This is a genomic window from Stratiformator vulcanicus (assembly GCF_007744515.1).
In the GTDB taxonomy this organism is placed as follows: domain Bacteria; phylum Planctomycetota; class Planctomycetia; order Planctomycetales; family Planctomycetaceae; genus Stratiformator; species Stratiformator vulcanicus.
Genome location: NZ_CP036268.1, coordinates 3,819,550 through 3,843,731, shown reverse-complemented (window position 1 = coordinate 3,843,731; position 24,182 = coordinate 3,819,550). Strand labels below are relative to the sequence as shown.

At 58.0% G+C, this 24,182-nt stretch carries 21 protein-coding genes; 10 read left to right on the top strand and 11 right to left on the bottom strand.

Features of this window, described 5'->3' with window-relative positions:
- The first annotated feature begins 71 nt into the window (after window positions 1–71).
- On the top strand, window positions 72–1,031 hold the full coding sequence (locus Pan189_RS15245; protein ID WP_145364829.1) for a bile acid:sodium symporter family protein: 960 nt from the start codon (window positions 72–74) through the stop codon (window positions 1,029–1,031).
- A gap of 2 nt (window positions 1,032–1,033) precedes the next feature.
- Here the strand turns inward: Pan189_RS15245 and Pan189_RS15240 are convergent, their stop codons facing one another.
- From Pan189_RS15240 to Pan189_RS15225, 4 genes are all read right to left on the bottom strand, one after another.
- Window positions 1,034–2,098 (bottom strand): tRNA dihydrouridine synthase, encoded by a 1,065-nt coding sequence (locus Pan189_RS15240; protein ID WP_145364828.1) that lies wholly within the window; start codon window positions 2,096–2,098, stop codon window positions 1,034–1,036.
- Complete coding sequence (locus Pan189_RS15235; RefSeq protein ID WP_145364827.1) at window positions 2,088–2,750, bottom strand: Maf family protein; 663 nt, start codon at window positions 2,748–2,750, stop codon at window positions 2,088–2,090. The genes Pan189_RS15240 and Pan189_RS15235 overlap by 11 nt, the downstream gene beginning before the upstream one ends.
- Window positions 2,747–3,709 (bottom strand): PDZ domain-containing protein, encoded by a 963-nt coding sequence (locus Pan189_RS15230; protein ID WP_145364826.1) that lies wholly within the window; start codon window positions 3,707–3,709, stop codon window positions 2,747–2,749. The genes Pan189_RS15235 and Pan189_RS15230 overlap by 4 nt, the downstream gene beginning before the upstream one ends.
- 110 nt (window positions 3,710–3,819) lie before the next feature.
- A complete protein-coding gene (locus Pan189_RS15225) occupies window positions 3,820–4,344 on the bottom strand; it encodes a type 1 glutamine amidotransferase domain-containing protein (protein WP_145364825.1) in 525 nt (174 codons plus the stop codon).
- A gap of 367 nt (window positions 4,345–4,711) precedes the next feature.
- Here Pan189_RS15225 and Pan189_RS15220 point away from each other — a divergent pair, with 367 nt between their 5' ends.
- The 5 genes from Pan189_RS15220 (at window position 4,712) to Pan189_RS15200 (ending at window position 10,125) form a co-directional block, all read left to right on the top strand.
- Window positions 4,712–5,821 carry a DUF1559 domain-containing protein gene (locus tag Pan189_RS15220; RefSeq protein WP_145364824.1) on the top strand — a complete coding sequence of 370 codons (1,110 nt, stop codon included), beginning with the start codon at window positions 4,712–4,714 and terminating at the stop codon, window positions 5,819–5,821.
- 75 nt (window positions 5,822–5,896) lie between these two features.
- The gene (locus tag Pan189_RS15215) at window positions 5,897–6,901 is read left to right on the top strand and encodes a DUF1559 domain-containing protein (protein ID WP_145364823.1); all 1,005 of its coding nucleotides are present in this window, start codon (window positions 5,897–5,899) and stop codon (window positions 6,899–6,901) included.
- A 50-nt stretch (window positions 6,902–6,951) separates the two neighbouring features.
- Entirely contained in the window at window positions 6,952–7,974 is a 1,023-nt protein-coding gene (locus tag Pan189_RS15210; RefSeq protein ID WP_145364822.1) for a DUF1559 domain-containing protein, read from the top strand.
- A gap of 64 nt (window positions 7,975–8,038) precedes the next feature.
- Window positions 8,039–9,082: a DUF1559 domain-containing protein gene (locus tag Pan189_RS15205; protein WP_145364821.1), complete on the top strand. Its 1,044-nt coding sequence runs from the start codon at window positions 8,039–8,041 to the stop codon at window positions 9,080–9,082.
- 62 nt (window positions 9,083–9,144) lie between these two features.
- Window positions 9,145–10,125: a DUF1559 domain-containing protein gene (locus Pan189_RS15200; RefSeq protein ID WP_310820558.1), complete on the top strand. Its 981-nt coding sequence runs from the start codon at window positions 9,145–9,147 to the stop codon at window positions 10,123–10,125.
- A gap of 63 nt (window positions 10,126–10,188) precedes the next feature.
- Here the strand turns inward: Pan189_RS15200 and Pan189_RS15195 are convergent, their stop codons facing one another.
- The 4 genes from Pan189_RS15195 to ygfZ all read right to left on the bottom strand — a co-directional run bounded on the left by Pan189_RS15195 (window position 10,189) and on the right by ygfZ (window position 14,275).
- On the bottom strand, window positions 10,189–11,004 hold the full coding sequence (locus Pan189_RS15195) for a lysophospholipid acyltransferase family protein (protein WP_145364819.1): 816 nt from the start codon (window positions 11,002–11,004) through the stop codon (window positions 10,189–10,191).
- Window positions 11,005–11,009: 5 nt separating this feature from the next.
- Complete coding sequence (locus Pan189_RS15190) at window positions 11,010–11,777, bottom strand: class I SAM-dependent methyltransferase (protein WP_145364818.1); 768 nt, start codon at window positions 11,775–11,777, stop codon at window positions 11,010–11,012.
- A 136-nt stretch (window positions 11,778–11,913) separates the two neighbouring features.
- The gene (locus tag Pan189_RS15185; protein ID WP_145364817.1) at window positions 11,914–13,143 is read right to left on the bottom strand and encodes a BtaA family protein; all 1,230 of its coding nucleotides are present in this window, start codon (window positions 13,141–13,143) and stop codon (window positions 11,914–11,916) included.
- A 142-nt stretch (window positions 13,144–13,285) separates the two neighbouring features.
- Entirely contained in the window at window positions 13,286–14,275 is a 990-nt protein-coding gene (ygfZ, locus tag Pan189_RS15180) for a CAF17-like 4Fe-4S cluster assembly/insertion protein YgfZ (RefSeq protein WP_145364816.1), read from the bottom strand.
- A gap of 107 nt (window positions 14,276–14,382) precedes the next feature.
- Between ygfZ and Pan189_RS15175 the strand changes: the two genes are divergently transcribed.
- Window positions 14,383–14,613, top strand: a complete 231-nt coding sequence (locus Pan189_RS15175) for a hypothetical protein (RefSeq protein ID WP_145364815.1) — start codon at window positions 14,383–14,385, stop codon at window positions 14,611–14,613.
- Here Pan189_RS15175 and Pan189_RS15170 read toward each other — a convergent pair.
- Entirely contained in the window at window positions 14,610–15,836 is a 1,227-nt protein-coding gene (locus tag Pan189_RS15170) for a protein-L-isoaspartate(D-aspartate) O-methyltransferase (RefSeq protein WP_310820557.1), read from the bottom strand. The two genes, Pan189_RS15175 and Pan189_RS15170, sit on opposite strands and share 4 nt — an antisense overlap.
- Window positions 15,837–16,218: 382 nt before the next feature.
- Between Pan189_RS15170 and Pan189_RS15165 the strand changes: the two genes are divergently transcribed.
- The 3 genes from Pan189_RS15165 (at window position 16,219) to Pan189_RS15155 (ending at window position 20,076) form a co-directional block, all read left to right on the top strand.
- Window positions 16,219–16,713, top strand: coding sequence for a porin (locus Pan189_RS15165; protein ID WP_145364813.1), 495 nt, complete (start codon window positions 16,219–16,221; stop codon window positions 16,711–16,713).
- A 430-nt stretch (window positions 16,714–17,143) separates the two neighbouring features.
- Complete coding sequence (locus Pan189_RS15160) at window positions 17,144–17,767, top strand: sigma-70 family RNA polymerase sigma factor (protein ID WP_310820555.1); 624 nt, start codon at window positions 17,144–17,146, stop codon at window positions 17,765–17,767.
- Window positions 17,764–20,076 carry a protein kinase domain-containing protein gene (locus Pan189_RS15155; RefSeq protein WP_145364811.1) on the top strand — a complete coding sequence of 771 codons (2,313 nt, stop codon included), beginning with the start codon at window positions 17,764–17,766 and terminating at the stop codon, window positions 20,074–20,076. Before Pan189_RS15160 ends, Pan189_RS15155 begins: the two co-directional genes overlap by 4 nt.
- 19 nt (window positions 20,077–20,095) lie before the next feature.
- Here Pan189_RS15155 and Pan189_RS15150 read toward each other — a convergent pair whose 3' ends face one another.
- Both Pan189_RS15150 and Pan189_RS15145 read right to left on the bottom strand, forming a co-directional pair.
- On the bottom strand, window positions 20,096–21,115 hold the full coding sequence (locus Pan189_RS15150) for a bile acid:sodium symporter family protein (protein WP_310820554.1): 1,020 nt from the start codon (window positions 21,113–21,115) through the stop codon (window positions 20,096–20,098).
- 443 nt (window positions 21,116–21,558) lie between these two features.
- A complete protein-coding gene (locus Pan189_RS15145) occupies window positions 21,559–24,156 on the bottom strand; it encodes a polynucleotide kinase-phosphatase (protein WP_145364809.1) in 2,598 nt (865 codons plus the stop codon).
- Window positions 24,157–24,182: the final 26 nt, after the last annotated feature.

The window sequence follows — 24,182 nt, the reverse complement described above, 5'->3', positions numbered from 1 at the left end:
ATGCGGTGTTGGCCGCAAAGCGAAGAGTGCTTGCTTTCGCAGGTTCAGTCACAAGTCGCTAACCTGCCGACATGCAGCATCTCGCCTTCGCCCTCGCCGTCGTGGCCGCAGCCGTGCTTGGGTACGTGTTTCCGGGGCCGTGTACCGCGCCGTTCGGCATCGAACTCAAGCCGACCATCGTGCCCCTTTTGCAAGTGATTATGTTCGGCATGGGGGCCACGATGACGTGGCGCGACTTCGGCCGAGTCGCGACGCAGCCTTGGGGCGTGTTTGTCGGTCTGATTTGCCAGTTCACGATCATGCCCCTGCTGGGCTGGACGCTCGCCCGCACGTTCGGCTTTCCCGATGAGATCGCCGCCGGTCTGATCCTCATCGGCTGCTGCCCGAGCGGGCTGTCCTCAAACGTCATTACTTACATCGCGAAGGCGAACGTTCCTCTATCGATAACGCTGACCTCCTGTGCGACGCTGCTCGGCCCATTCGTCACACCGCCGCTGATGAAGTATCTCGCGGGGGCCTATATTGAGGTCAATGCCGTCGCGATGATGTGGAGCATGGTGCAGATCGTGCTGCTGCCGATTGCCGGGGGACTGGTTTTCAACGCGATCCTCGGCAAACGAGCGGAATACCTACATCAGGTTTTGCCGATCGTCTCAATGGCTTCGATCGCAATCGTGGTGGCGATCATCACGGCTCTCGGTCGAGATGCGATCGCCAGCGGAGGCCTGTTCTTAATTGCGGCCGTCGCCACGCACAACGTCTGCGGGTTCGGCCTCGGATACGGACTCTCGCGACTGCTGAGGCTCGGCGAGCAAGACTGCCGGACCGTCGCCATCGAAGTGGGTATGCAGAACGGCGGCCTCGCCTCGGCGCTGGCCGCCTCGATCGGAAAAGCCGGTACGATGGGAGCTGCCCCGGTGATCTTCGCCACCATGATGAACATCACCGGCCCGTTCCTGGCAGCGATCTGGTCCCGCGGGGCAAAGGGAACACCAGGCTTGCTGCGAGATGTTCGCACTGGCGGAAGCTAACGCTACCACCGCTCCACTGGACCGTTCGGAACCTTAACCAATGCCGTCGGGATCGATGACTCTCGTTCGCCGTGTCGCTGCTCAATCTCGTCGACGATCTCGTTAAAGGTCTCGACGGATCCGATCAGGCGAAGTCGGTCTTCCAAGTCTTCGGGAACCCCGAGCTTCGCCCCGTACCAGGCGGCGAATTTGCGGAATAGCGTGCATGAGTAATCGCCGTGCTGCTCGGTCATCAGGGTGAAGTGTCGACGCAGGAATGCGATGATCTCGGCCGGCTCTGGCTCGTGAGGCTCACGCCCCGCGGCGATGTCGTCGAGCTTGCGAAATATCCACGGGTCCATCATCGCACCGCGACCGATTGCGATCGCATCGCAACCAGTGAACTGCTGCATGTAAAGTGCATCTTCGGGTGTTCTAACATCGCCATTGCCGATAATCGGCATTGAGTCGACGGCCGCGGCAGTGGCCGCGATGCCATTAAGATCGACGCTTCCGGAGAAACCCTGTGCCCGGGTTCGACCATGCACGGTGACGGCGGCAACGCCTTCCTGTTCGAACATCCGGGCCAGTTGCGGAGCCGTGATGGAATCGGCGTCCCAGCCCAACCGCATTTTAATGGTGACCGGGATCGAGACGGCCGCGATGACAGTCCGGGCCATATTGACGGCGCTGTCGGCCTCGCACATTAATTTGGCGCCCCCGCCCGACTTATTAATCTTTCGCATGGGGCAACCCATATTAAGATCGACCCCGCCGTAGCCGTCGTCTTCGAGAACCTGCGCGGCCTGAGCGGCTTCTGCGGCGTCACGGCCGAAAATCTGCACGGTGAGCGGCCTGTCTTCGGGAGACGTTTCCAACAACTGATCCGACTTTCGCGATCCGCGGATCACGTGCTTGGCCGGAATCAGGTCGGTTGTCGCCAAGCCGAGACCGCCGAGTTCGCGAATCGCCGTCCGGAAGGCAAGGTGCGTGTATCCGGCCAGCGGGGCCAGAAAGTATCGTGTTGCGAGTTCGCGGTCGCCGATCCGGAGGCCGGGTCGGGGCGGCGTAGCCAGGTCAGCCGACATCGATTCCCAACTCGCCAAAGAGATCGTTGAGTTCGCGCAGCGGAAGCCCGACGACGTTGGTCAGGCTGCCGTCGACTCGTTTGACGAGGGTCGCACCGGCACCCTGAATCGCATATCCCCCTGCCTTTCCGAGTGGTTCTTCGGTGGCAAGATACCATTCGAGATGGCGATCCAGATCGTCGACCATTGTGACAGCCGTCGTCACCGAAAAGTCGAACTGCCTTCCCGCCGCGATCACGCACACACCCGTGACCACAGAGTGAGTTTGCCCGGAGTAGTATCGCCGAAACCACTCGCTGACCTGATCACGCCAGCACGATCCGTCCGGTTTTCCGAGCGAGCGGGCTTGGTCGCGGTCATCAACGATGACCGTCGTATCGGCCGCCACGATCGCCGCGACATCGTTGCGACTGCCGAGTATTTCACCGACGCTGCGGGCCTTCTGACTGGCGATTGAGCAAACACCCTGAACGATCTCCGGGACCGATCGAAGGTGATCGAGTGATTGCTCACGGGCATCGGGAGGTGGAACGACTTCGATTCGGCTTGCGTCGACGATCAGTTCGAGCAATTCCCGTCGCCGCGGTGAGCTCGAAGCGAGTACGATCTGTCCCGGCCGTCCACCATCTGACGGCTCCTCTTCCGCACTCATTCGCCCCACCGCCTCATGGTGACGTCCAGTTCCACGTCGGTAAACCCGCGTTGAATCATCACGTCGACTTTGTCGCCCGGAATGACGTCCTCAATGGCCAGAACGAGAGACTGCAGCGTGGTGATTTCCTGGCCGTTAAACGACGTGATTACGTCGCCGGATCGAATCCCGGCCCGGTCGGCGGGAGAATCAGGAGTGACTTCGCCCACACGGCACACGCCCGCAAACGGGTCGGCGGACACGCCCAATTTGGTCGGTCCTCGACGCTGCAATGTCATTTGCGGTCGGGACTGCCTTAACTTCAGCAACGCTTGCTCGGAGACTTTGGCATTCTTCGTGAAATAAAGGGTTTGGAACGGTGCGAGACGGCCGATGTAACGCAGCCCTTCTTCGCCACCCTTCCAACGATGTCCAAGGAAGACGTGCTGAATCTGCGCGGCGTTCTGCCGGTTGCCGTTAGCGTCCGGAGTTTTGTCCTCGATCATTTCAACGATCGCGCCCAGTTCACGGACCTTGGCGACCATCCTCTTTTCATCGAGCGGTTCTTGCTCATCGAGTCGGCCTTGGGCCATCATCGCGACCAGCGGGTCGTCCGTTTTGCCCGCGTCTTCGAGCAAGGTCATGACCTTGTCGACGATGTCCCAGCGATCGTCGTCCCGGGCGGCCCACGCGATCTCGGTCATTGCGGCCAGCGCGCGGGCGGTGACTTCGGGATACTTCTCATCCATCACGTTCGCGAGCGGTTCGATGGCCGGCTCGCCGTGGGCTACCAGTTCCTGCTCGGCGGCCACGCGAACGGCAAAGTCAGGGGACGCCAACTCAACCAGCAGCCGTTCGATCGGCCGCAACGGGTGCCGGGCTTCAACAGGCTCTGCCGCGCTTGAAACTAACGACACACCGAAAACCAACAGCAAGACCACCCAACTGCAAGAGGCAGAGCGGACGCGACTTCGGACCATCGATGTTTTCCTCGATCACGCGAAATGAGTCAGCACCGGCTGTTCCCGACGTTCGAGAACCGCTGCTGATCTCAGTGATTCAAGCGGTGCCGGGCTGATCAACATAACCGTCAGCCAATGACTTCGAAAATCCCTTTCATAAAATCAGGCAGGTCGTCAGGACGTCGGCTCGAGACGAAATGCCGATCGACGACGACCGACGCGTCCTCCCACGCGGCTCCGGCGTTGACCAGATCGTCTTTGATTCCGGGGGATCCCGTAACGCGCACACCTTCGTAGATGTCCGCGGATATAGGAATCCACCCGCCGTGACAGATCGCAGCCACCAATTTGCCGGCCTCATGGAAGTCGCGAGTCAGCGAGAGCACTTTTTCGTGCCGCCGCAATTTGTCGGGCATCCACCCGCCGGGGCAGACGAGGCCGTCGAAATCGGCCGCTGAGAGCTCATCAACGCAGGCATCGGTCCGGCAGGGGTAGCCGTGTTTTCCCTGAAATGCTTCGCCCGCAGCCGCTCCCGCGAGCACAACGTCGCACCCCGCCTCTTCCAGCCTGAGCTTCGGATACCACAATTCAAGGTCCTCGTAATCAGCCCCGGCGAAAATCATAACTCGTTTTTTGGATGCGGTTTGCGTCATATCGGTGTCCTCGGCGTTGGGCAGGAGGGGACTCAGAAATCATGAGGTTCGCGGCATCGTCGCAGAATCTGGTCGAACGTCAATTGGGCAAAAATTATCAATCCGACCAGATTTCTTGAGAATATTTCTGCGAGATCGGCATTTACAGGTGCTACCTCAGTGGGCGAAGTATATCAGCACGTGTTGATAAGAGGGCCAGTCGCAGGTAGTATGTCTTCGTAGGGGCGTATTCACTTCCCCCGTCGCTACGTGGAATCGGGCAGACAATTCAAAATTTCTTGCGGGATTTCCCCGCATCGCGATGTGCCGGCAGAATTTCACGAGCCGGGTGCATCGTCACAGAAAACTCTGATCATTGGAGAACGGAATGCAGGTCCACGCCGGCCTTCGCGCCTCGCGCCGCGGATTCACGCTCATCGAACTGCTCGTGGTGATCGCGATCATCGCGATCCTGATCGCCCTGCTGCTGCCCGCCGTGCAGCAAGCCCGCGAGGCGGCCAGGCGGAGCCAGTGTCAGAACAATCTGAAGCAAATCGGGTTGGCTCTGCACAACTATCATGAGGCGCTGTCGCGGTTTCCGATGGGGGCTTCCGCTCACACCAATGACCCGAACGCAGCGATCAATAACAACAGCTCAGGCGATACCGAATCGGGCAGCCAAGGTTACTGGGGTTGGGGTTCGCTCATCTTGCCCTACCTCGATCAGGGAGCACTATTCAAAACACTGCAACCGGGTGACCGGACTTTTCAACAGGCTCTCAGCAATAATCAGAATGAATTGCAGAAGGCTCTTCCCGCATTTCGGTGCCCGAGCACGAGTGCCGACAAGTTGAACACCCGGCGGCTTAAGCACTCGGGCATCTTAAATTATGCTCTGGCGATATCGAACTATCGGGCGATGAATGACTCTAACGCATTCCGGTCTTTACCGCTTGAGGGGTCGACGAACTTTGACGGGTTGTTCGGAATTAATACCTCTCTCCGGTTACGCGACGTCACGGACGGGACAAGCAATACGATCGCGATGGCCGAGGCGGCATGGGGTCCCGAGGTTCAAGTCGGTTTGGCGAGTTGGCAAAAGCCGGCTTACGGGAATGCGGCTGGAATTGCTCTCGGTTTTTCGAACCTGGGGCGGACCGGAACGCAGTGCTCAACTTCAACACTTTACACGCATTCGGGAACGCAGGGCGCCGTTCTTGCCACAGGAGGCCGGCCAATCAACAGTATAGACTCGTGGGACAATAACGAGCAGCGCCGCAACTGTTACCCGAACACGATGGGGGCGATCGGAAGCGAGCATCCGGGGGGCGCGTTCGTTTTGATGGCCGACGGCTCTGTTCACTTCTTGGGTGAGAATATTGACTTCGATGCCGACCCGACGCTTGGGGGCACCCCCAGTGCGCCTTCGTCAAGAAATTATGGCGTCTTGCAACGGCTTTGCAGCCGGAATGATGGTCAGCCCATCGGGAAATTCTAACGCGGAAACACCTCAGTGGTTCTTGCCGTCGAAGGCATTCGTACTGAATTCATACAATTGGTTTGGAGTTAGCTCATGCGTCATGATCGGGTTCGTGGATTCACGTTGATCGAATTGCTGGTGGTCATCGCAATTATTGCGATCCTGATCGCCCTTCTGTTGCCAGCCGTGCAGCAGGCACGCGCCGCCGCGCAGCGAAGTGCCTGTCAAAACAATTTGAAGCAAATTGGTCTGGCGATGCATAACTACAGTGACACCTTCGGCTACCTGCCGACCGGAGCATCGGTTTGGCTGTATGGGGCGAACGTCAACGGGAGCTACACGAATACGCGGGGGCACTGGATTTGGAGTTGCTTCATATTGCCGTATATGGATGAGGCGCCACTCTACGATCAATTTTCACCCGGACGACAGAGCCCTGAAGCGGCTGGCGCATTGATCAGTACTCCGATGGCGGAGTATCGGTGCCCGGCTGACGAAGTCGATCCGATTCACCCGTTTCAAGACTTCAACAATGACGTTCCTGCCGCCTATTCGAGCTACGTCTCCAGTACGAGTGATATCTTGCGACAAAATACTTGGGGCGGATCAGGGATCATAGGCGACCGGGAGGAGTTTAGTGGTGCTTTCGGAATCGATGTCGCCTATACCCTGGATATGATTAAAGACGGTACGAGTAACACCATTCTTGTCGGCGAGCGGGCTTTTCAGGTCGACACCTCCTATCCGAACCGGGCATACGGGGCATTTGCTTATGCCACTCGTCGGCTAAACGGGGCGCAAGACAGTAACGGGATCAATTTAGCGTTCGCAACGCTGGGCTATGGCGGCATCAACGGGGCCGGTGTTGGCGACTTCGACACCAATGAGACCGAGGCACGCCGTGCTGCTGGCAATGGATTCAGCAGCAAGCACGCCGGTGGTTCCCAGTTCGTGTTCGGTGACGGGTCGGTCCATTTTCTGAGTGAAAACATTTCCTTCACCTGCTGCGGAAGCTCAGGCGATGCTCGGCTTGCCAACTCTGGTGTCCTCAATCGGCTTGTCAATCGAGTGGATGGAATGACCGTCGGCAAGTTCTAATTCTTCAGATACGAACGAAGTCAATCGCTCAAGCTCATCGAGGGGAAACAGTGGTCAATAATCGACGAACAATTAAAGATTCCGGCAGACGTGGTTTCACTCTGATCGAGTTGCTGGTGGTCATCGCAATCATCGCGATATTGATCGCGTTGTTGCTTCCCGCCGTTCAGCAGGCTCGAGAGGCCGCGCGTCGGAGCCAGTGTAAGAATAATCTGAAGCAGCTCGGCATTGCTTTACACAACTACCATGATGCCAACGGCATGTTTCCGATCGGAATGGTTAATCCAACCTCGGTCCCAGCAAATCACCGAAATGACCCCGATGTCGGGTTTTGGAGCTGGGGGGCTCGTTTGCTGCCATTCTTGGAACAACAAGCGTTGTACGAGCGATTGAATATCAACAATGTTCATTTTCTGAGCCGCGTCGCTGATCGTGATGATATCGAGCGAGGTCTAGACGTCTTCCGCTGTCCGTCGGACGAAGCCCCTGAGGTCAATTCAGGCCGTACATTCAATACCGCAAGTGGCGGTGGGGGGACAACGATTTCGGTCGCTACTTCGAACTATGTCGGAAACTTCGATGACACGCGGCAGTATGCCAACGCCGAGGGTGCGAAGCTGGATACAAACGGAAACCAAGATGGGGTGCTCGTTTACTCAGTCGGGATTAAAGTGACCGATATTTCGGACGGGTCGAGCAATACTATTGCGATTGGCGAACGCGCGTGGGCTTTAAAAGACGGTACAATCGCAGAGGCTGGCACAATCTATGGGGCTCGCTCGGTCCTTGAAGGGAACAATATCATTCAGACTGATTCCGCGGGGTCTTCGGTCTTCGGTCTGGCGTCCAGATGCGGCCTCAATCCGACCGCGGCCACCTGTTCTCAAGATTATGATTGGACTTATCACAGCGCTCACGCGGGGGGCGTCCACTTCGCGATGGCGGACGGCTCAGTTCAGTTTATCGGCGAGAACATTGATTTCTCGACGAGTCTCGACGGTCGTAATGCGAACTCGGGCGTCTTTCAACGCTTGGCGAACCGTCGCGATGGTAACACGGTGGGAGCCTTCTAGTGCTGGCGAGAGTAATGGCAAGTATTTCATTGACGAGCCGATCCTTTAATTGTTGTTGAAAATAATGACTGATCAATTAGGGACAAGACGTGGTTTCACTCTGATCGAGTTGCTGGTGGTCATCGCAATCATCGCGATATTGATCGCGTTGTTGCTTCCCGCCGTTCAGCAGGCTCGAGAGGCCGCGCGTCGGAGTCAGTGCAAGAATAACTTAAAGCAGTTGGGGCTGGCACTGCATAACTACCACGACGCGAACAGCGCTTTTCCGCCCGGCGTAACGCCGAACAACGCCTGGCTCAATAATTCGACTACGAATTACAACGCATTGCAAAACGCCAGTGGTGTTTGGGCTTGGGGGGCGCGGATTTTGCCGTTCCTCGATCAACAGCCGTTATACGAACAACTCGAAATGACAGTGCTTCCCGTTTCGAGTTCGCCGCTCTCGGCACTCCAAACATCATTGCCGGTCTTTCTGTGTCCGTCGGATGAGATGCCGAAACTTAATAGTGCAAATGAGATTAACGGCGATTCGCACGCTTCTAGTAATTACGTGGCGAACTTCGAAGATACGTCGACGAGTCGGGGTTATTTCGAAGAGCAGGACGAAGGGAATACAACGCCGCGTGCCTTGTTCAAAAAGACGCAGAAGAAACGACCAACCTCGTTCGACGGCGTCTTCGGGATTGGCCTATCTCTTAATACCGGAGACATTTCCGACGGTACAAGTAACACGATAGCTCTCGGCGAACGCGTCTGGGCCTATCGAGACGGCTACACGCCACGCAAGAACGGTGCGTTGATCTATGCATCGCCTTCGATTCTTGAAGGAACGGGCTATGGCTGGACAGGACTGACCTCAGTCATGAATCTGGCCACGAGCTGTCCTCTCAACCCGGTCGAGGCTAACTGCAGTTCAGATGATAGTTTCCGCCGAACTTACGCGAGCTCTCATGCTGGCGGCATGCAGTTCGTCATGGCCGACGGCTCCGTGCATTTCATCAGCGAAAATATTGAGTTCGTCAGCGGCGTGGACGGTCGAAATGCCAACTCCGGCGTGTTTCAGCGTCTCGCAAATCGTCGCGACGGTAATTCAATTGGAGCCTTTTAAAAGGTGTTCGTTTCATTCGGCCCATTGGCGAAATGCCAAATAACTTAACACTTCAGGATATCATGTCGCACAAATCATCTCGCGCTCGCGGATTTACACTGATCGAATTGCTGGTCGTGATTGCGATCATCGCGATCTTGATCGCGCTACTTTTGCCAGCAGTTCAGCAGGCTCGAGAGGCGGCGCGGCGAAATGCGTGCCAGAACAACTTGAAACAGATCGGGCTGGCGCTGCACAACTATCACGACGTCTACGACATGTTGCCAATCGGAGTATCGGTAAATTCGACTGGGAACCGAACTGATACTGAGGGGCACTGGGCTTGGGGCGCTCGCATTCTGGCTCAAATGGATCAGCAGCCGCTCTATGACCGGTTACAGGTCGGGCAGACGACGATTGCCGACGCCGATCGTACTGCGGTTCAATCGATTCTTCCCGGATTTCGATGCCCGTCCGATACCGGCCCGCAACTGAATGATGAGCGGCCTTTCAATGACGGAACTGATTTCTTGCTGGCAACGTCGAACTACATCGGCGTGATGGATGAAGATGATCACAACGTCGCAACCGCCGGTCCCGGCTCGGATGTCGAACTCGTCGTTACGAATGGCCGGATCGACGGTATGCTAGTGTTCGGCGCGTCGGTTGCCTTCCAAAACGTGGCTGATGGAACGAGCAATACGATTATGGTCGGTGAGCGGATATTTTCCTTCCGAGATGGCACGGTGGCTGGCGCGGGTGTTGCCCTGGGCACTCCTGCTGTCGGTAATACCACTCGGATTGATCAAGGCGAAGAATACGCAAATTCGGTCATCGCTTCGAACACGCTGTGCCAATTAAACGACCCAACTTGCGGAAGCCCTTATATGGGTTTCAGTAGTCCGCATTCGGGTGGCGTTCAATTCGTTCTAGCCGATGGCTCGGTGCATTTCATTAGTGAGAACATTGAGCAGAATCCCGGGCAGGATGCAACGGCTAATGGCTCGGCGGTCTTTCAACGGCTCTTGAATCGTAAGGACCGGCAAACAGTCGGTGCGTTTTAAGAAGTTGCAGATAGATAACCCGCAAACGCCCCACGGAAACGTCGGGGCGTTTTTTGTTGCCGTCTAACAAGTCGACTTTCCGTCAACCGCTCTACGAAGCGTTGTCGTGAGCGTTTGCGCGTCGTTTATTTCGGCATAGTCGCGGAAATGGCAAACTGGTCTCACGGTGACCTCCACCGCCTCGCCGACCTTTTTGCGCACCTCGCGGGCCAACAGGGCGAGCCTTAGTGTTTTGCTGAACTGGCTGACGACTTGGAAGAGGCGGGAGTTTTGGCCGTGGAAGTAGACCGGTAGGACGTCGGCTTTGCTCTGTAAGATCAGTCTCGCTGCGAAGGTGCCCCACTCGGGGTCGACGGCGGGGCCGAGGGGGCCTTTGGAGGTCGAGACGCCGCCGGCCGGAAACAGGATGACGCAGCCGCCCTCTTTTAAGAATTGGCGAGCCTGTTTGCGTGACTCCAGATTAACCCGCGTGGCCTCTTTTGTGCCGGTGAAGTCGATCGGCAGCAGGTAGGGCCGGATGTCTTCGACCGATTCGAGGACGCGGTTAATGATCACGCGGTAGTCATGTCGGACGCGGGCGATCAGATCACACAGGATCATGCCGTCGACCACGCCGAACGGGTGGTTGGCGATGACGACTAATGGCCCTTGGCGTGGGATGTCCTCGACGGGCCCGCTGATATGCACTCGCAAATCAAGTGCCCCCAGTGCGACTGCCCAGGGGTTGGGGTAGCGGTCGGCCTCGCGACGCTCTTCTTCGTAGACCCGGCCGAGCTTTCGCAGACCTGAGAGGTTCTCCACCTGCCGGGCGAGGACCCGTTTCCAGCGACCGTCAATTTCCTGCGAATAAGAGAACGGATTCGGTCGGGAATTGCGCACGGCTGTTACTCCGGGGCTGCGACGTCATCGGGCTTTCGACCCAGATAAATATAGTACGGAGCATACAGGAAAGGGACGATGGGGACGGACCCGAAACGTTCCTTGATTTGAACCGTTTCGAACCGGTTCTTGAGATAAGGCAGGTGATCGGGACTTAAGAAGACGTTGTCGACCGCGAAAAACGTCTGCCAGAATTCGCGGGTCAGCCAGCCGTGGCGACGTTCGGATTCGCCGGCGTGTTTGCGAGCGACGTAGAAGTCGGCAATCCCGATTGTGCCGCCCGGCTTGAGTAAGCGGTAGGCGTGTTCGATCGCGGCGAACCAATCGGGAATCATCGTCAATGAATAGGAGAACGTGACGAGATCGACCTGCCCTGCTCCTTCGGTTGGCGTCCACGCGGTGGCATCGCCGTGGACCGGTTCGACGTTCTGCCAATTTTTTTCAGCAACCCGTTCCTCTCCGATTTTCAGTAGTGGCCTACAGAGATCGAGCAGATAGACCTTCCCAAATTTCGAAAGGTTGTCGCCCATGTGCTCGACGTTCTCGCCGGTGCCGGCTCCCATATCAATCCACGTACCGCCTTCGACGACGGGCAGGGATTGAATCATGTCGGTCCGACCGTGAAGCAGACGGCGGCGATAGGCGTCATACCCAGAGGCTTGATGCCGGTAGAAACTTTCGAGCCGCTCGGCGTGGGAATCACCTTTGACGCGATTAAACGTGAGCTGCCAGAGGATGCGCAGGTCGTTAAAAATTCCGGCCGAAGCAGACATGGAGAATGGTCTTAACGAAGTCGAATCAGTAATTTCGGTTGGCGGTCAATCGCGGAAGAGACTCGTGAGTTTTCCCTCGCGTCCCTCGCTTGGGCGTCGGGCTTGTTTGGTCGCGTTCATATAGGGGGCGCCAATCTTAAGCCGACGAATTTAGGTCCGCGATATAGAAGCTGCCGTACGTGTTGACTCGATCAATCTTGTGAAGCTCGGCTGCTAATTCGGGGTGGTAGTTGAGCACATCGCCGACGCGTCGTTGTTCGCCGTCGATCGTCACCTCGATCGGATCAATAAAGTCGACATCAAGTCCGGCGCTGCGCCACAGCAGCCGCGTGTTCGGCGCGGCGCTGTCGACGATCGCCTGCCATTCGGCGTCGAGCAGGTGCTTGCGCTTCGGCACGCTGAGCCAGTCCATGTGATCAAGCAAAACAAAACGTGAGATCGGCTCGTCGTGTCCGTTCAGGAAGTCGGTCACGGTCGTGGTATGGCGATGCACCCGGTCGACGGCGCCGTCTCGAAGTTGATCGAAGCCCGCTCGTGTCAGGTATTCCGGGCAACAGTCCTCGGAATACGAACCGGTTAAGTAGACCCGCCAGAAATAGTTGTCCGAGAGCGGAAGTCTTGTGAAGACCTCATCGACGCGATCGACGACGAATTGCACGATGCCGCCGGGGTATCCTTGGTCGAGGATTCGTCGCTGCGGCTGCGGGACGCCGAGCATTGCGAGTGTCGCGTCACGACGGAGCATCCACTTTAGCATCGGCTTCCAGAAAATTTCGTTCATGCGGTGCCGGCGATAAATCTCGGTCTGCGCCTCGACCGACTCGGCTTCGAGCAATTCGTTAATGACGTCCCGCACCTTGGCGATGCGGTCGATGTACATGTTGACGATCCACGCGAACGTGCCGGAGGAGCCGCGGAAGTAGAAGCTCGACCGCCTGCGCCGGACCTCAAAAAAGCTGCCTTGGCGATCCCAGATTTTCTGAGCGCGTTCCGACAATTCGGGGCGAAGTGTGTCGCGGTATATCTCTTTCCAACGCGGCGACGACCCTTTGCCGAACAGGTCGAAGAAATCCTCGAAGGACAAATTCCGAATCGCGGTCTGCTTGAGCTCGAGCAGAGCCGTCTGATTCGGATTCATGTCGATCGCGTGCACCGCTTTGGGGCCGACGAGCGCGTAGTCGAGCGCGTTGCACCCGGCCGACGTGATCATCGCGACCGAGTCGTCCGGGCCGAGCTCCAACGCCTTGCGATCGAGACGCGGATCTTCCCAACACTGGTTGTAGATGAGAATCCGCGGATGGATGAAATCGAAACCGGCACGGCTGACGGCGCGGAACGGTCGCTGCAATTTATGACCGAGACTCATGGCGAGGGCGGCGCTGAAATAATGCGGAAGTGGGTGGAATGAATCTCACCCATCGTAACCGCGCGGTTGCCGCGTCGCGACCAGACGACGGGCGAATTCTTGCTGACAATCGGCGAACGGTTTGAACGGCCGTGGGCGTGCGTTATTCGTTTGCAAACACTTTCGCCGCAATCGCTTGCGTTTGGTCTCCGATTTCGACAGTCGTGCCGGGGCCCGCCCATTTCATTCGCAAGTAGCCCAAGGCAACGGTCCGATTTTCTCCCGGAACCGCGACGAACGACGTGACGCGACCGATCTCCTTGCCATCCGCCAGGATCGGTGCATCCGCAAGTTCGTCATATTGCCCCTCAATCAGAAGGCCCCGAAGCTCACGGTTCACGTGGCCGAGTGCCTTAATGCGTGCGATCGGCTCCTGCCCTAAATAGCAGCCTTTCGTGTAGCTGATGGCGAGATCATTTCGACCGACTTCTGGTGCGAGGCGGTCTTCAGTGATGTCGCGCCCGAACTCAGGGAACAGAGCTTCGATGCGGAGGATGTCCCAGACTTTGGGGTCTCCGTCGTTGGCGCCAGCTTCCGTCAGTCGACCTCGAATAGCCGCACAACCAGCAGTCCCCGACGAAATGACGAAGGTCGGCTGCTTCAGCCAGCCGGTGCAACGGACTTGCGTGTGATGCTCGTCGCTGAGTGTCGCGTGATGGCCGATTTCCAGTTCCGCGGGCATCAGATCGCACTGCGTCAACAACGACTCCGCCTGCGGTCCGACGAGCAGCAGATCGCCCCGGCTCTCGGTCATCCGTTCGATCGTCACGTCCTCGGTGATCACGTATCGATCGAGATGCTCGAACAGGGCATCCTCCTGTCCGGGGGCGGAGTCGATCCAAAGTTCGTCTGCCGCAGCGTAGACGAAGATATGCCCCAGCACTCGCGCCTTCACGTTCGTGAGAAACGCCTCACACCCCTGCCCCGGCTGCAACTTTGAAACGTCGTTCGAGCAGAGATTCTGCAGCAATTTCGCCCGATCGTCCCCCGTCAGCCGAAGCTGGGTGCGGTTGGGGAAGTCGAACAGGAGGGTGTGATCTTGAGCGCAATCGACTCCATCAACGGGACTTCCATCTTGATTGGCATCCAACATAGCTTTTTCGTCCGAAAGGACCTGATATTTTTCCGAACTACATTCGACGAGATCGCTGTATCCTGCGTCAACCTGAGGCGAGATCCGGCCGGAATTAGAGACCGAAGATGCAGACGCAAGAAGAAATTCGACGCGAAGGGCTCGAAGCCCTGCGTGAGCGGCTTGGGCAAGGAGGCATGCTTCGCTTCCTGGCTCAATTTGAGCGAGGCGAAGGCGATTACGCTGTAGATCGCCACCGTTGGGCAGACGATTTCTCGATCCAAAATCTCCGAAACGAGCTTCTTTTCAGGCAGAACGAGGCCAAGGACATCACTCCGAATGCGCCGAACGAAGCCTAACGCACCGCCTCCAGCGAAATCGCATCGATGTCGAGCGTCCCCGCTCCGCCGTTTAAGGCGACGCGGATGATGGCTTCGCGGGCGTTCGCGGGGACGCGGAATGTCTTGGCGTAGGTGCGCCAGTCGCTCTCCGTTCTGCCGAACGGGCCGAGGGCGACGCTGCCGACTTCCTTGCGGATCGAGTCATAGAACACGACGGACAGGCCGGGCAGGCGACGGCGATCAGGGCCGGCCGTCACACCCTGCGGTCGCGCTTTGACCATAAGCCGAATCGCGGGAACCTCTCGCCCGTCCAACGCCATTCCCTGCAGCGCTTGAGAGAGTTCCCCCGGTTCGCTGTTGGTGATCCGCAAAAACCTCGAGCCTTCGGCGGCACCCTCATCGACAAGTTCGGTCCGCCGTTGGTAGTGCCAATTGTCGGCCTTCCCATCATCATTCGCATCGATCTCGAAACTGCCGTTGACGACCCTCGGATTGGCGGGGTCGGGCTTCTGCTCGCGATTGTCTTCGCTGATGCCGGTCATCGGAACGAATAACGTGGGGATCAGTTTTTCAGAGACGAGTTTCCCGTTCTCTTTGCGGAATAAGTAGAACACCTGCTGATACCGCTCGCCGAGCGGAATGATCATTCGGCCGCCTTCGGCCAGTTGATCGACGAGCGGTCGTGGCACTTTCTCGGGCGAGCAGGTGACGATAATTTTGTCGAACGGCGCGGCCTCCGGCCAACCTTTGTAGCCGTCGCCAATTCGTGTTTTCACGTTGTCGGCTTTCACCCGTTTAAGCACCCGGGCGGCGCTCTTGCCGAGCGGTTCGACAATTTCGATCGTGTAGACTTCGTTTACCAATTCGGCCAGCACGGCCGCTTGATAGCCGCTGCCGGTGCCGATCTCCAAGACTTTGTCTTCAGGCTGCGGGTCGATCGACTGCGTCATATAGGCCACGACGAATGGCGGGGAGATTGTCTGGCGATGACCAATCGCTAACGCAGCATCTTCGTATGCCCTTGAAAGCATCGGCGGACGCACGAAAAGGTGACGCGGCACGGTCCTCATCGCTGCCAGCACCCTGCGATTGTCGATGCCCTCCGCTTCAATGAATTCAGCGACCATTTCAGCCCGGACGCCAGCGTATCGGTCTTGCGCGAACGCTTTCGTGACGTGCAGGCCCGCACCACAGGCAGCCAGACAAATGACCGGGAAAAAGGCGAAACGCGGGTGACGCATCGAATGACCTCTTGGAACACGACGGGGCGAACGCATTGTGACATCGATCCCTTGGAATCCTCAACCTGAAATCGTCCCGGACTCATCGGCATCGCCGAGGCGGCCCATTGGCCCGGTTTGGCTGAGCCAGAAAGAGCGTCCTGAAGGGACCGACTCTCTCGCGCGTCATGAGGTTTGGCAGCCAAAACTCTCAAAGCATGTTTAGAGGGTTCCCGAGAGGTCATCCCGCGGCCGTGGTCAAATTGTGGGGGTTGGGCGACCTTTACCGATCAAACGATCTCAAGCGGTCGCGGCGATTATTCCGATTGAGGCGATAGGCTGATAAATGTGCGGCGGTTGGCGACATCGACTTTGAGGTCATTTCGGCCGCGCAGTACTTGAATTGGGCGGAGACACAAACGAATTCTGGTCTGCCTACGGACAGGTTGCTTGGCTGCTAACAGGTGAGGTGCGGCCCTATCAACGTGCGGCCGGCGTGTTCGGAGCCGTTGTGCCCCGTCAGTCGTTTCGATGGGGCCGAGGGCTCGGAGCTTGGGAACTCGCCGGTCGGCTGTCGTGGATCGATCTCGACGACGACCCCGTGACCGGCAATCGGTTAACCGACACGACCGTCGGCTTGAATTGGTATTTAAATCAGCACACGAAGTTTCAATTCAACTGGATTCACGCGTTGCTCGACGGCACTGCCGTTCCGTCGAGCAATGCGGATATCTTCGCCCTGCGGGCACAGGTCGATTTTAAGACGGGCGGCGCTCGCGTATTGTTTCGCTCCAAGAATCCGGGTCGAGGCTCGGTTCGCCCGGTAATTTCTATTTCGCCCGTTGAACAGTACCGGGTAGAAACACCGATGCGACCGGGCAGATACCCGGTTCTATAGTCGATTGTGGCGGTGCAGTAAGACAACCCACGCTTGGCCATAATGTTGCCCGGTGACGCCGAAAGCCAACGGCGAAGATCATTCGGCAGAAAAGGCTTGCTCGAGGACTGCGAATCGTACTTTGCCGCAGGTCGGTCGCGATCTGAAGAGCATTGTGAGGCATTTATTGTTGCCGCTCGATACGGGCCGAGTTCGGTTCTTGCAAACCTTCTGCTTGCCTTCCGGTTTCCGAACGAAATGACGGTCTCGTCTGTCTGACCGTACCCAATTCGCTATTTTCACCAGCCTCGGTTCTCCACAGTCGATTGATCAATTTTCGCAGAAAGCCCGGTCAGTTCCTTGACCGTGATCGATCCGGGACATGAGATACAGGTCAGCCTTTGAGAAACCCCCTGCAGTTCCGTCTGACGCCACGTCGCCCCCATTGCCCATGGAAGCCGAATCCCAAGAGATCGAAAGCCTGTTGGCGGAATCCCGGCGCGGGGAACCAGGTGCCGACGATAAGCTATTTCGGCTGTGCGAACGTCGTCTGATGGCGATCGTCCGCCGGGTGAAGCTGTCTTATGACAGGCTCGATCGCTGGGAGCAGACCGAGGACGTGTTTCAGGAAGTCGCGATCAAGTTGTTCGAAGAAGTCCGCAGTCGCGATTATGTCGACGCCCGGCACTTCTACCGCTCAGCCGCGCTGATCGTGCGGCGCACGATGATCGACATGGCCAGGCATCATTTCGGTCCGGAAGGAGCGGCTCGCCAACACCAGACTCAGGCCGCTGGCCGCGGGGGCGATAGCGAATCACGACTCCCTTATGAAGGTGGATCGGAAACACATCGTCCCGATACATTGGCCGAGTGGAGCGATTTTCATCAGCTTGTTGAAGGGTTGGACGACGACAGCCGTGAGATGTTCGATCTATTGTATTACCATGGGCTGACTCAGGAGGAGGCCGCGACGGTGCTCGACGCGTCGGCTCGGACAGTCCGGCGAAGGTGGCGGGCAGCAAAATTGGAGTTGGCAGGGCGTTTGGCGCCCGAGCAGCCCGGGAAACCGAAATGATCTCAGAACCCTCCGAGAATTCGCAAGAGTTGGATAATTCGAAAGCTCCCGACGATCTGATCGACCGCCTGCTCGACGAGTGGGAGGCCGCTTGTGATAGGGGCGTCGTTCTCAGTTCGTCGCAACTTTGTCGTGATTGCCCGGAGGCGATTCCGGTCATCGAAGAGAAGCTCAAGCAACTCCGACGGGCCAACGACTTTCTGGAACAGCCGACGAACCTGGCTCATACGACGCCGGCGCCGCCGAGCGAAAATATGGAAGATGTTGAGCTCACGACCCGTCTGACCAACTTAAACCTTGTCAGTTCAGGCGGGCTGGGCGAAGTCTATGAAGCGACCGATATTCGGCTTGGTCGAACCGTCGCGGTGAAGTTCCTGAAACAGGATCACGTCGACACCGAACTTGCCGTGAAACAATTTGTCGAGGAGGCGCGGATCACCGCCCTGCTCGATCATCCCGGCGTCGTGCCGATTTATGCACGCGATCGCAACGCCTCGACCGGTCAGCCGTTCTACGCGATGCGTTATCTCGAGCAGGGGACGCTGGACGAAGCCGTCAATGAATACTATCGGCATCAACCCCAGGATCGGGGTGAGCGGGCCCGTCACGACATCCACTTTCGCCGGCTGCTCAACTCCTTTATGTCGGCCGCCCGCACGATCGAATACGCCCACTCCCGCGGCGTGCTGCACCTCGATATTAAACCCAAGAATATTCTAATCGGTCGCTTCGGCGAGACGCTCGTCAGCGACTGGGGTTCGGCCTTGATTACCGGCCGTGATTCGCATTACTCAGGCGATGTCGAGGGGACGTTGCCACGTTCGGAAGACCCTCCCGTGCCGGAGCGGCTCAGCTCCGACCCAGGCGGCACCGTGCCTTATATGAGCCCGGAACGGCTGCTGTGTACGGACGACCCGAGCCTTGGGCCGGCGGCGGATGTCTATTCTCTCGGCGTCACGCTTTATTTCATCCTGACCGGCCAGAGTCCCTTTCAGGGGATGAGGAGATTTTCGCAGATCCGCGAAGCTGCCGTCGCCGCCGATTATCCGAAGCCGCGAACGGTCCGTAAGCAGGTTCATCGTTCATTAGAAGCGATCTGTCTGAAAGCGATGCATCAGTCACATCGCGAGCGATACTTAACCGCAGCGGATCTGGCACGGGATGTCGAACGCTATCTGGCCGACGAACCGACGGAGGCCATGCATGAGACAATGGGGCACCGCGTTTCGCGGTGGATGCGTCACCACTACGGGTTAATGCGCACGGCGGGAGCGGCCTGTGTCGTGCTCGCGGTGCTCAGTTCGTTGTTTGCCTGGCGGAGCGTCGAGCAGGCCGAGGCGGAGTCAACGGCCCGGCAGTCGGCGGAGGCGGCGGTCTTGGCCGCCAGTGTCGCACGGGACGAGTCGATGGAGTTCGCGACCCGAATGACGGCGCAGACGATTGCATTAAAGCAAAACGACCGCTTCCGAATTCTCGAAATGGAGACGTCTCGCCCGGCCTTCTTAAAGCTAATGAAGGCGGCCAATCAGGAAGGCGAATCGATATCCGCTGAGACGCTCGATCGGCTCGATGCGTATTTTCGAGACCGAGTTGCCCGACATCGTGCCGCTAACGCGCTGAGCTGGTTCATCTGTCGGGCCGATGGTCTTCAGGTCGGTCGATTTCCTTATAAGGAGACAGTCGGGCAGAACAATTACGCATATCGCGACTACTTCCACGGGCTGGGTTCAGACGAGCCGACCGACACGATTCGATACATCCGGCAGCCGAACCTTTCGAAGGTTTATCGCAGTTCGAACACGTCGGAATTAAAGGTCGCGCTGTCCGCCCCCATTTGGGACGACACCGATGGTCGTCAGTTCTTAGGGGTGTTAGGTTTGTCGATCGGCGTCAACGAGTTCGGCGAATTAAAAGAGCAATTGTCGGGCAATCATCGCGTCTCAGTGATCGATCTTCGCCCAAACGAAATCGACGAGGTTTCGGCCGGGCGTGGGTGGATATTGCACCACTCCGATGCCGTTCACAGCCCTAAGATTCACAAGGTCGATCAGGAATTGGTGACGGCCGTTGACAAGTTATTTCAAAAGACTGAGCGGCAGTGGAATAAAGAGCAACGCTTGCGGCGAACACCGCTGCACATGATCGAAAAATTTTCCGATCCGGTCACCGGAAGAGTCGGACCGGCGCTCTTTGCACCGGTCTTTCTCGAGGGCCGGGAGTGGACGTTGGCCAACACGCAATGGGGTGTCGTCCTCATCGATAGTTCCGAATCGGCTGAGAAATCACGCGCTGCAATCGATATTGATTGAAATCGAAAGCGACGTCGCGTCAGTCCTCGCTCGGTTCATTAAGAACAGGGTCGGCCCGCCAAGCCGCGACCGCATGTTGGCCGAATGTAAATCCGATTAACGCCAGCGGAACGAGTGGTTCGTCTGGAACCGCGGTGGTTGCGATTATCAGTCCGAGCCCGGTATTGCTCATCGCGGTTGTAATCCCGAGCGAATCCGCCGCAGCCCGGTCAGGAAAGTAGAGTCGCGCGAACCGGTCCGCTGCTTCGCGCAGGGCGAACGTGCCAACGAGGGCGACCAGCGCGGTGGCTACGACGGCTCCGAATTGCCCGCGAGCTAACAATTGCGGGAGGCAAACGGCTCCGTTCGCGTAGTTGAGCAAGAGCAGTGCGACTAGGCTCGGCGTATCGAAATGTCGACTCTTGATGTCGCGCCCCGACCGTCTGAGCAGAAACTGTGCGATCATTCCCGCGAGCAGCGGCAGGCAGACCCACGCGATGGCGAAGTCGGGTTGGAAGGCGGAATGGATTGCCGAGAAGACCTGCGAGGATTCTGTTTGTTGCGGCAGCGGCAAGGAAAGCAAGACGGTCGTCATGGCCACAGAGGTCAAAGTCGAACCCGCCACGACCGCAGCCCCCATCGGTGCGTCAGCATGGGCACGCACGATCCAACCGGCCGACGAACCTGCCGCTGGTAATGTCACTGCAAGCAGCATCCCGATGGCAAGCAGACTAATGGCATCGGCGACTGGGCCGACAATGATCGTGTAACTCCACATCGCCGCTAGTATGGCAAGCACCGCGGCTGTGCGAATCGTCCAAAACACAGCCAACCCCCGCAGTAATTTTCGCCATTGAGCGAGCCAATTCCCGCCCGACTTAATGCCGAGGCTGAAAAGCAGAAACGCCAACAAAAAGTGGACCGGCGAAGACGTGAACGGCGCGGCGGCCAATTCAAAAGACCATTCTCCGCGCAGCCAAATGCCGACGTCCGGTAGAAACGCCGCGGCCACATAGGCGGCACCGAGCAGTGCGATTTGTCGTTGGCTTCGAGAGAGCACGTGGCTCGGTCCGTCGAGAGATTTCAAGTGGTGAACGCAGTTCCCGCGGTGCGACTCCCAGGACGGAGATGAGCGGAAACGGCAGTTGGCGATCGGGCGAGCGGCGCGGTAGGAAATTAATCGATTCAAAAGTGGCAGGGTGAGTAGTCCATGGGGCGCTTTACTCAAAAATCATGAGACTTCCCGCTCTAAAAGTCAGTGAAAGCGTTGCTTCGAGAATTCATTCTGTTTCAAAAAGGGGATGAAAAGCCGGGCCAATCGCCCAAATGCGGACCGTCCTTCTCACTCAGCGGATGCGGGACTGTCGACCGGCCAAGAATTATTGGCGATTTCGACCAATTCGCGAGATCCGTCCCGGTCGCCTGCGGTCCAGACTGATTGAGATTCGCCGGAAGAACGGTCGACCGGCCTTTTGTTGATCGGGCGATTTTACCCGGAAACTCTCACAACCGCGGATCGACCGGCTCGCTTTCCAACGCGAGCACGCCGAAAACGCACTCGTGGACGCGTCGCAGAGGTTCCTGCCGAACGAATCGCTCCAAAGATTCGACTCCGAGGGCGAACTCCCGCAGTGCTAATGATCGTTTACGACCGAGGCTGCGATTGCGGAGCCGTGACAAGTTCTCCTCCGCATCGTAATCGGGGCCGTAGATGATCCGCAGGTACTCTTTGCCACGGCACTTCACGGCCGGTTGAACCAGTCCCTTCCTGCCGCGGACGACCCAGTCGGTCGGCTTCACGACCATTCCCTCGCCGCCGGTCGCGGTCTTTTCATTCCACCACCGCACTCTTTCCTCAACGCTGTCGACATCAGTCAGACTAACGGTTTGGCAATCGGTGGCGGTGATCAGCCCGTTACCGTTTCGACTTAAGCTGGCGAGCGTTTCCATGTGCCAGGGATGGGCCTGATCGATGTGAACACGGCCCTCAGTGGCGAGCAGGTGAAACGGGGCGAGCTTGAGATCGGCCAGCGACGCGACCGGCCAGCAGTAATGCCGATAGGCGGCGACATATTTCTCAACCGCGGATGACCGCCGCGCGAATCGATCCACCAGAGCCGTGGCCGTCTCTTCGTCACTGCCGCTAAGCCGAGCCACAGCGCGTTGCAGCGAAGTCACCGCGCGAGGCAAAGCCGCGCCGGCTGCGGCTCCGACCGCGGCGTACTGCGAGCGCAGAAGTTCTTGCGCCTTTGCTGACCACGGCATTAATTCACAGTCGAGGCAAACCCACGTCGTCTCGAATTGCTCCCACCACCCGGCGTCATTAATTGCACCGTGCAGCACGTTAAGGAATTGTCGTTCCAAAGTCTGATCGTTAAAAAACCGTCGACCGGTCCGCGTATAAACGATCCCCGTTTCGCCGGTGTCGATGCCGAACCGCGCTACCGCAGCCTCTTCATCGCGACACAATACAACGACCGCCCGAGAGCCCATGTGCTTCTCTTCGCAGATCACCCGTGGCACGCCCTGATTGCGGTAATAGGCGAATGCTTCGGCAGGGTGCTCCAGCATTCCGGGCTCCGACGAGGTCTCGCACGGCGACATTGTCGGCGGTAGATAAATTAGCCATTTCGGATCGACCGCAAAGCGACTCATCACTTCGAGGGCCGCCGTCGCATTCTCCTCCCGGATCGTGATATTCCGCTGCAGCCGTGTCGATACGATCCGCTTCCCGATGACATCCTCGGCATCAAGCACGTCATCGTGCCGCTGCTGCGCGGAGAGGGCTTCGACGTCAGGCGTCAAGAATGGGCGGGAAGGTTCGCAGTACATCATTTGTGCAGGAACTGAAACAAATTCCCGCTCGGGATAGCGCATCGCCGTCAGCTTGCCGCCGAACACGCATCCGGTGTCGATATTAACCGTCTCGTTCAGCCACTCCGGCTCCGGAACCGGCGTGTGTCCGTAAACGACCATTGCCGAGCCGCGGTAGTCGGCGGCCCAGTTGTGCCGGATCGGCAAGCCGAATTCGTCGGTCTCGCCGGTCGTCTCTCCATAGAGGCAGAAGTCGCGGACCTTCCCCGAGCCGCGCCCCTGCATTGACTCTTTAATACCCGCGTGTGCGACGACGACGCGGCGATCGTCGAGGACATAGTGGCTGACGAGTCCGTCGAGAAAGGTCTTAAGATCTTCAACGAAGGACTCGCGAACGGCGTCGGGCAATGCTTCAATGTCAGCGAGCGAATCGGCGAGGCCGTGCGTCACCTGCACATTACGACCATTTAATTTTCGCAGCAGCTTCATGTCGTGGTTGCCGGGCACACAAATCGCCGAACCACCTTCGACCATATTGCGGACAATCCGTAACACATCGACGATCCGCGGCCCACGGTCGACAAGGTCACCCACGAAGACCGCTTTGCGTCCTTCGGGATGCCGATAGCGCGTGTCTCCCCAACCGGGGCCGAGGTCCGAGGCATTCGTATTCTCGTAGCCGAGTTCGGACAGAAGGGTCTCAAGTTCATCGGCGCAGCCGTGGACGTCACCGATGAAATCGAACGGCCCGTGTTCGTCAGTTTTATCGTTCCAAAGCGGCACGCGCTCGACCGTCGCCGCGTCTACCTTCTCGACAGAGTCCATCACGAAGATGTGCCGGAAGCCTTCGCGTTTTAAAGACTTCAGTGACCGTCTTAATTGCGACCGCTGGTTGCGAATCACATGCGGCCCAAAGTCGCGATCAGGGCGATCGCGGTTTCGGTCCCGGCAGACGGCTTCGGGGAGGTTGAGCACGATCGCCACCGGCAGACAGTGATACCTTCGCGCGATTTGCACCAAAGGCCGTCGCGCCTCCGGCTGCGTGTTGGTCGCATCGATGACCGTCAGTTTCCCTCGCTTCAGCCGTGTCGCCGCCACTTCATGCAGCAGAGCAAACGCATCCTGCGTGGCATCCTGATCGTTCTCATCATCGCTGACCAAGCCACGAAAGAAGTCGGACGAAAGCACCTCCGTCGGCAGAAAATGCGTCCGCGCAAACGTGCTCTTCCCCGACCCGCTGGGGCCGATGAGGACAACGAGAGAGAGTTTGGGGACGTTGATCTTCACTGCACAATCTGAAACGTCTACGGATA

Excerpts from the sequence above, each read along its gene's own strand:
- Pan189_RS15215 (WP_145364823.1), top strand. The coding sequence starts at position 5,897 with ATGCGTCATGATCGGGTTCGTGGATTCACGTTGATCGAATTGCTGGTG.
- Pan189_RS15240 (WP_145364828.1), bottom strand. The coding sequence starts at position 2,098 with ATGTCGGCTGACCTGGCTACGCCGCCCCGACCCGGCCTCCGGATCGGC.
- ygfZ (WP_145364816.1), bottom strand. The coding sequence starts at position 14,275 with ATGTTGGATGCCAATCAAGATGGAAGTCCCGTTGATGGAGTCGATTGC.
- Pan189_RS15245 (WP_145364829.1), top strand. The coding sequence starts at position 72 with ATGCAGCATCTCGCCTTCGCCCTCGCCGTCGTGGCCGCAGCCGTGCTT.
- Pan189_RS15235 (WP_145364827.1), bottom strand. The coding sequence starts at position 2,750 with ATGAGTGCGGAAGAGGAGCCGTCAGATGGTGGACGGCCGGGACAGATC.
- Pan189_RS15160 (WP_310820555.1), top strand. The coding sequence starts at position 17,144 with ATGGAAGCCGAATCCCAAGAGATCGAAAGCCTGTTGGCGGAATCCCGG.
- Pan189_RS15200 (WP_310820558.1), top strand. The coding sequence starts at position 9,145 with ATGTCGCACAAATCATCTCGCGCTCGCGGATTTACACTGATCGAATTG.
- Pan189_RS15205 (WP_145364821.1), top strand. The coding sequence starts at position 8,039 with ATGACTGATCAATTAGGGACAAGACGTGGTTTCACTCTGATCGAGTTG.
- Pan189_RS15170 (WP_310820557.1), bottom strand. The coding sequence starts at position 15,836 with ATGCGTCACCCGCGTTTCGCCTTTTTCCCGGTCATTTGTCTGGCTGCC.
- Pan189_RS15175 (WP_145364815.1), top strand. The coding sequence starts at position 14,383 with ATGCAGACGCAAGAAGAAATTCGACGCGAAGGGCTCGAAGCCCTGCGT.
- Pan189_RS15190 (WP_145364818.1), bottom strand. The coding sequence starts at position 11,777 with ATGTCTGCTTCGGCCGGAATTTTTAACGACCTGCGCATCCTCTGGCAG.
- Pan189_RS15225 (WP_145364825.1), bottom strand. The coding sequence starts at position 4,344 with ATGACGCAAACCGCATCCAAAAAACGAGTTATGATTTTCGCCGGGGCT.
- Pan189_RS15230 (WP_145364826.1), bottom strand. The coding sequence starts at position 3,709 with ATGGTCCGAAGTCGCGTCCGCTCTGCCTCTTGCAGTTGGGTGGTCTTG.
- Pan189_RS15155 (WP_145364811.1), top strand. The coding sequence starts at position 17,764 with ATGATCTCAGAACCCTCCGAGAATTCGCAAGAGTTGGATAATTCGAAA.
- Pan189_RS15185 (WP_145364817.1), bottom strand. The coding sequence starts at position 13,143 with ATGAGTCTCGGTCATAAATTGCAGCGACCGTTCCGCGCCGTCAGCCGT.
- Pan189_RS15220 (WP_145364824.1), top strand. The coding sequence starts at position 4,712 with ATGCAGGTCCACGCCGGCCTTCGCGCCTCGCGCCGCGGATTCACGCTC.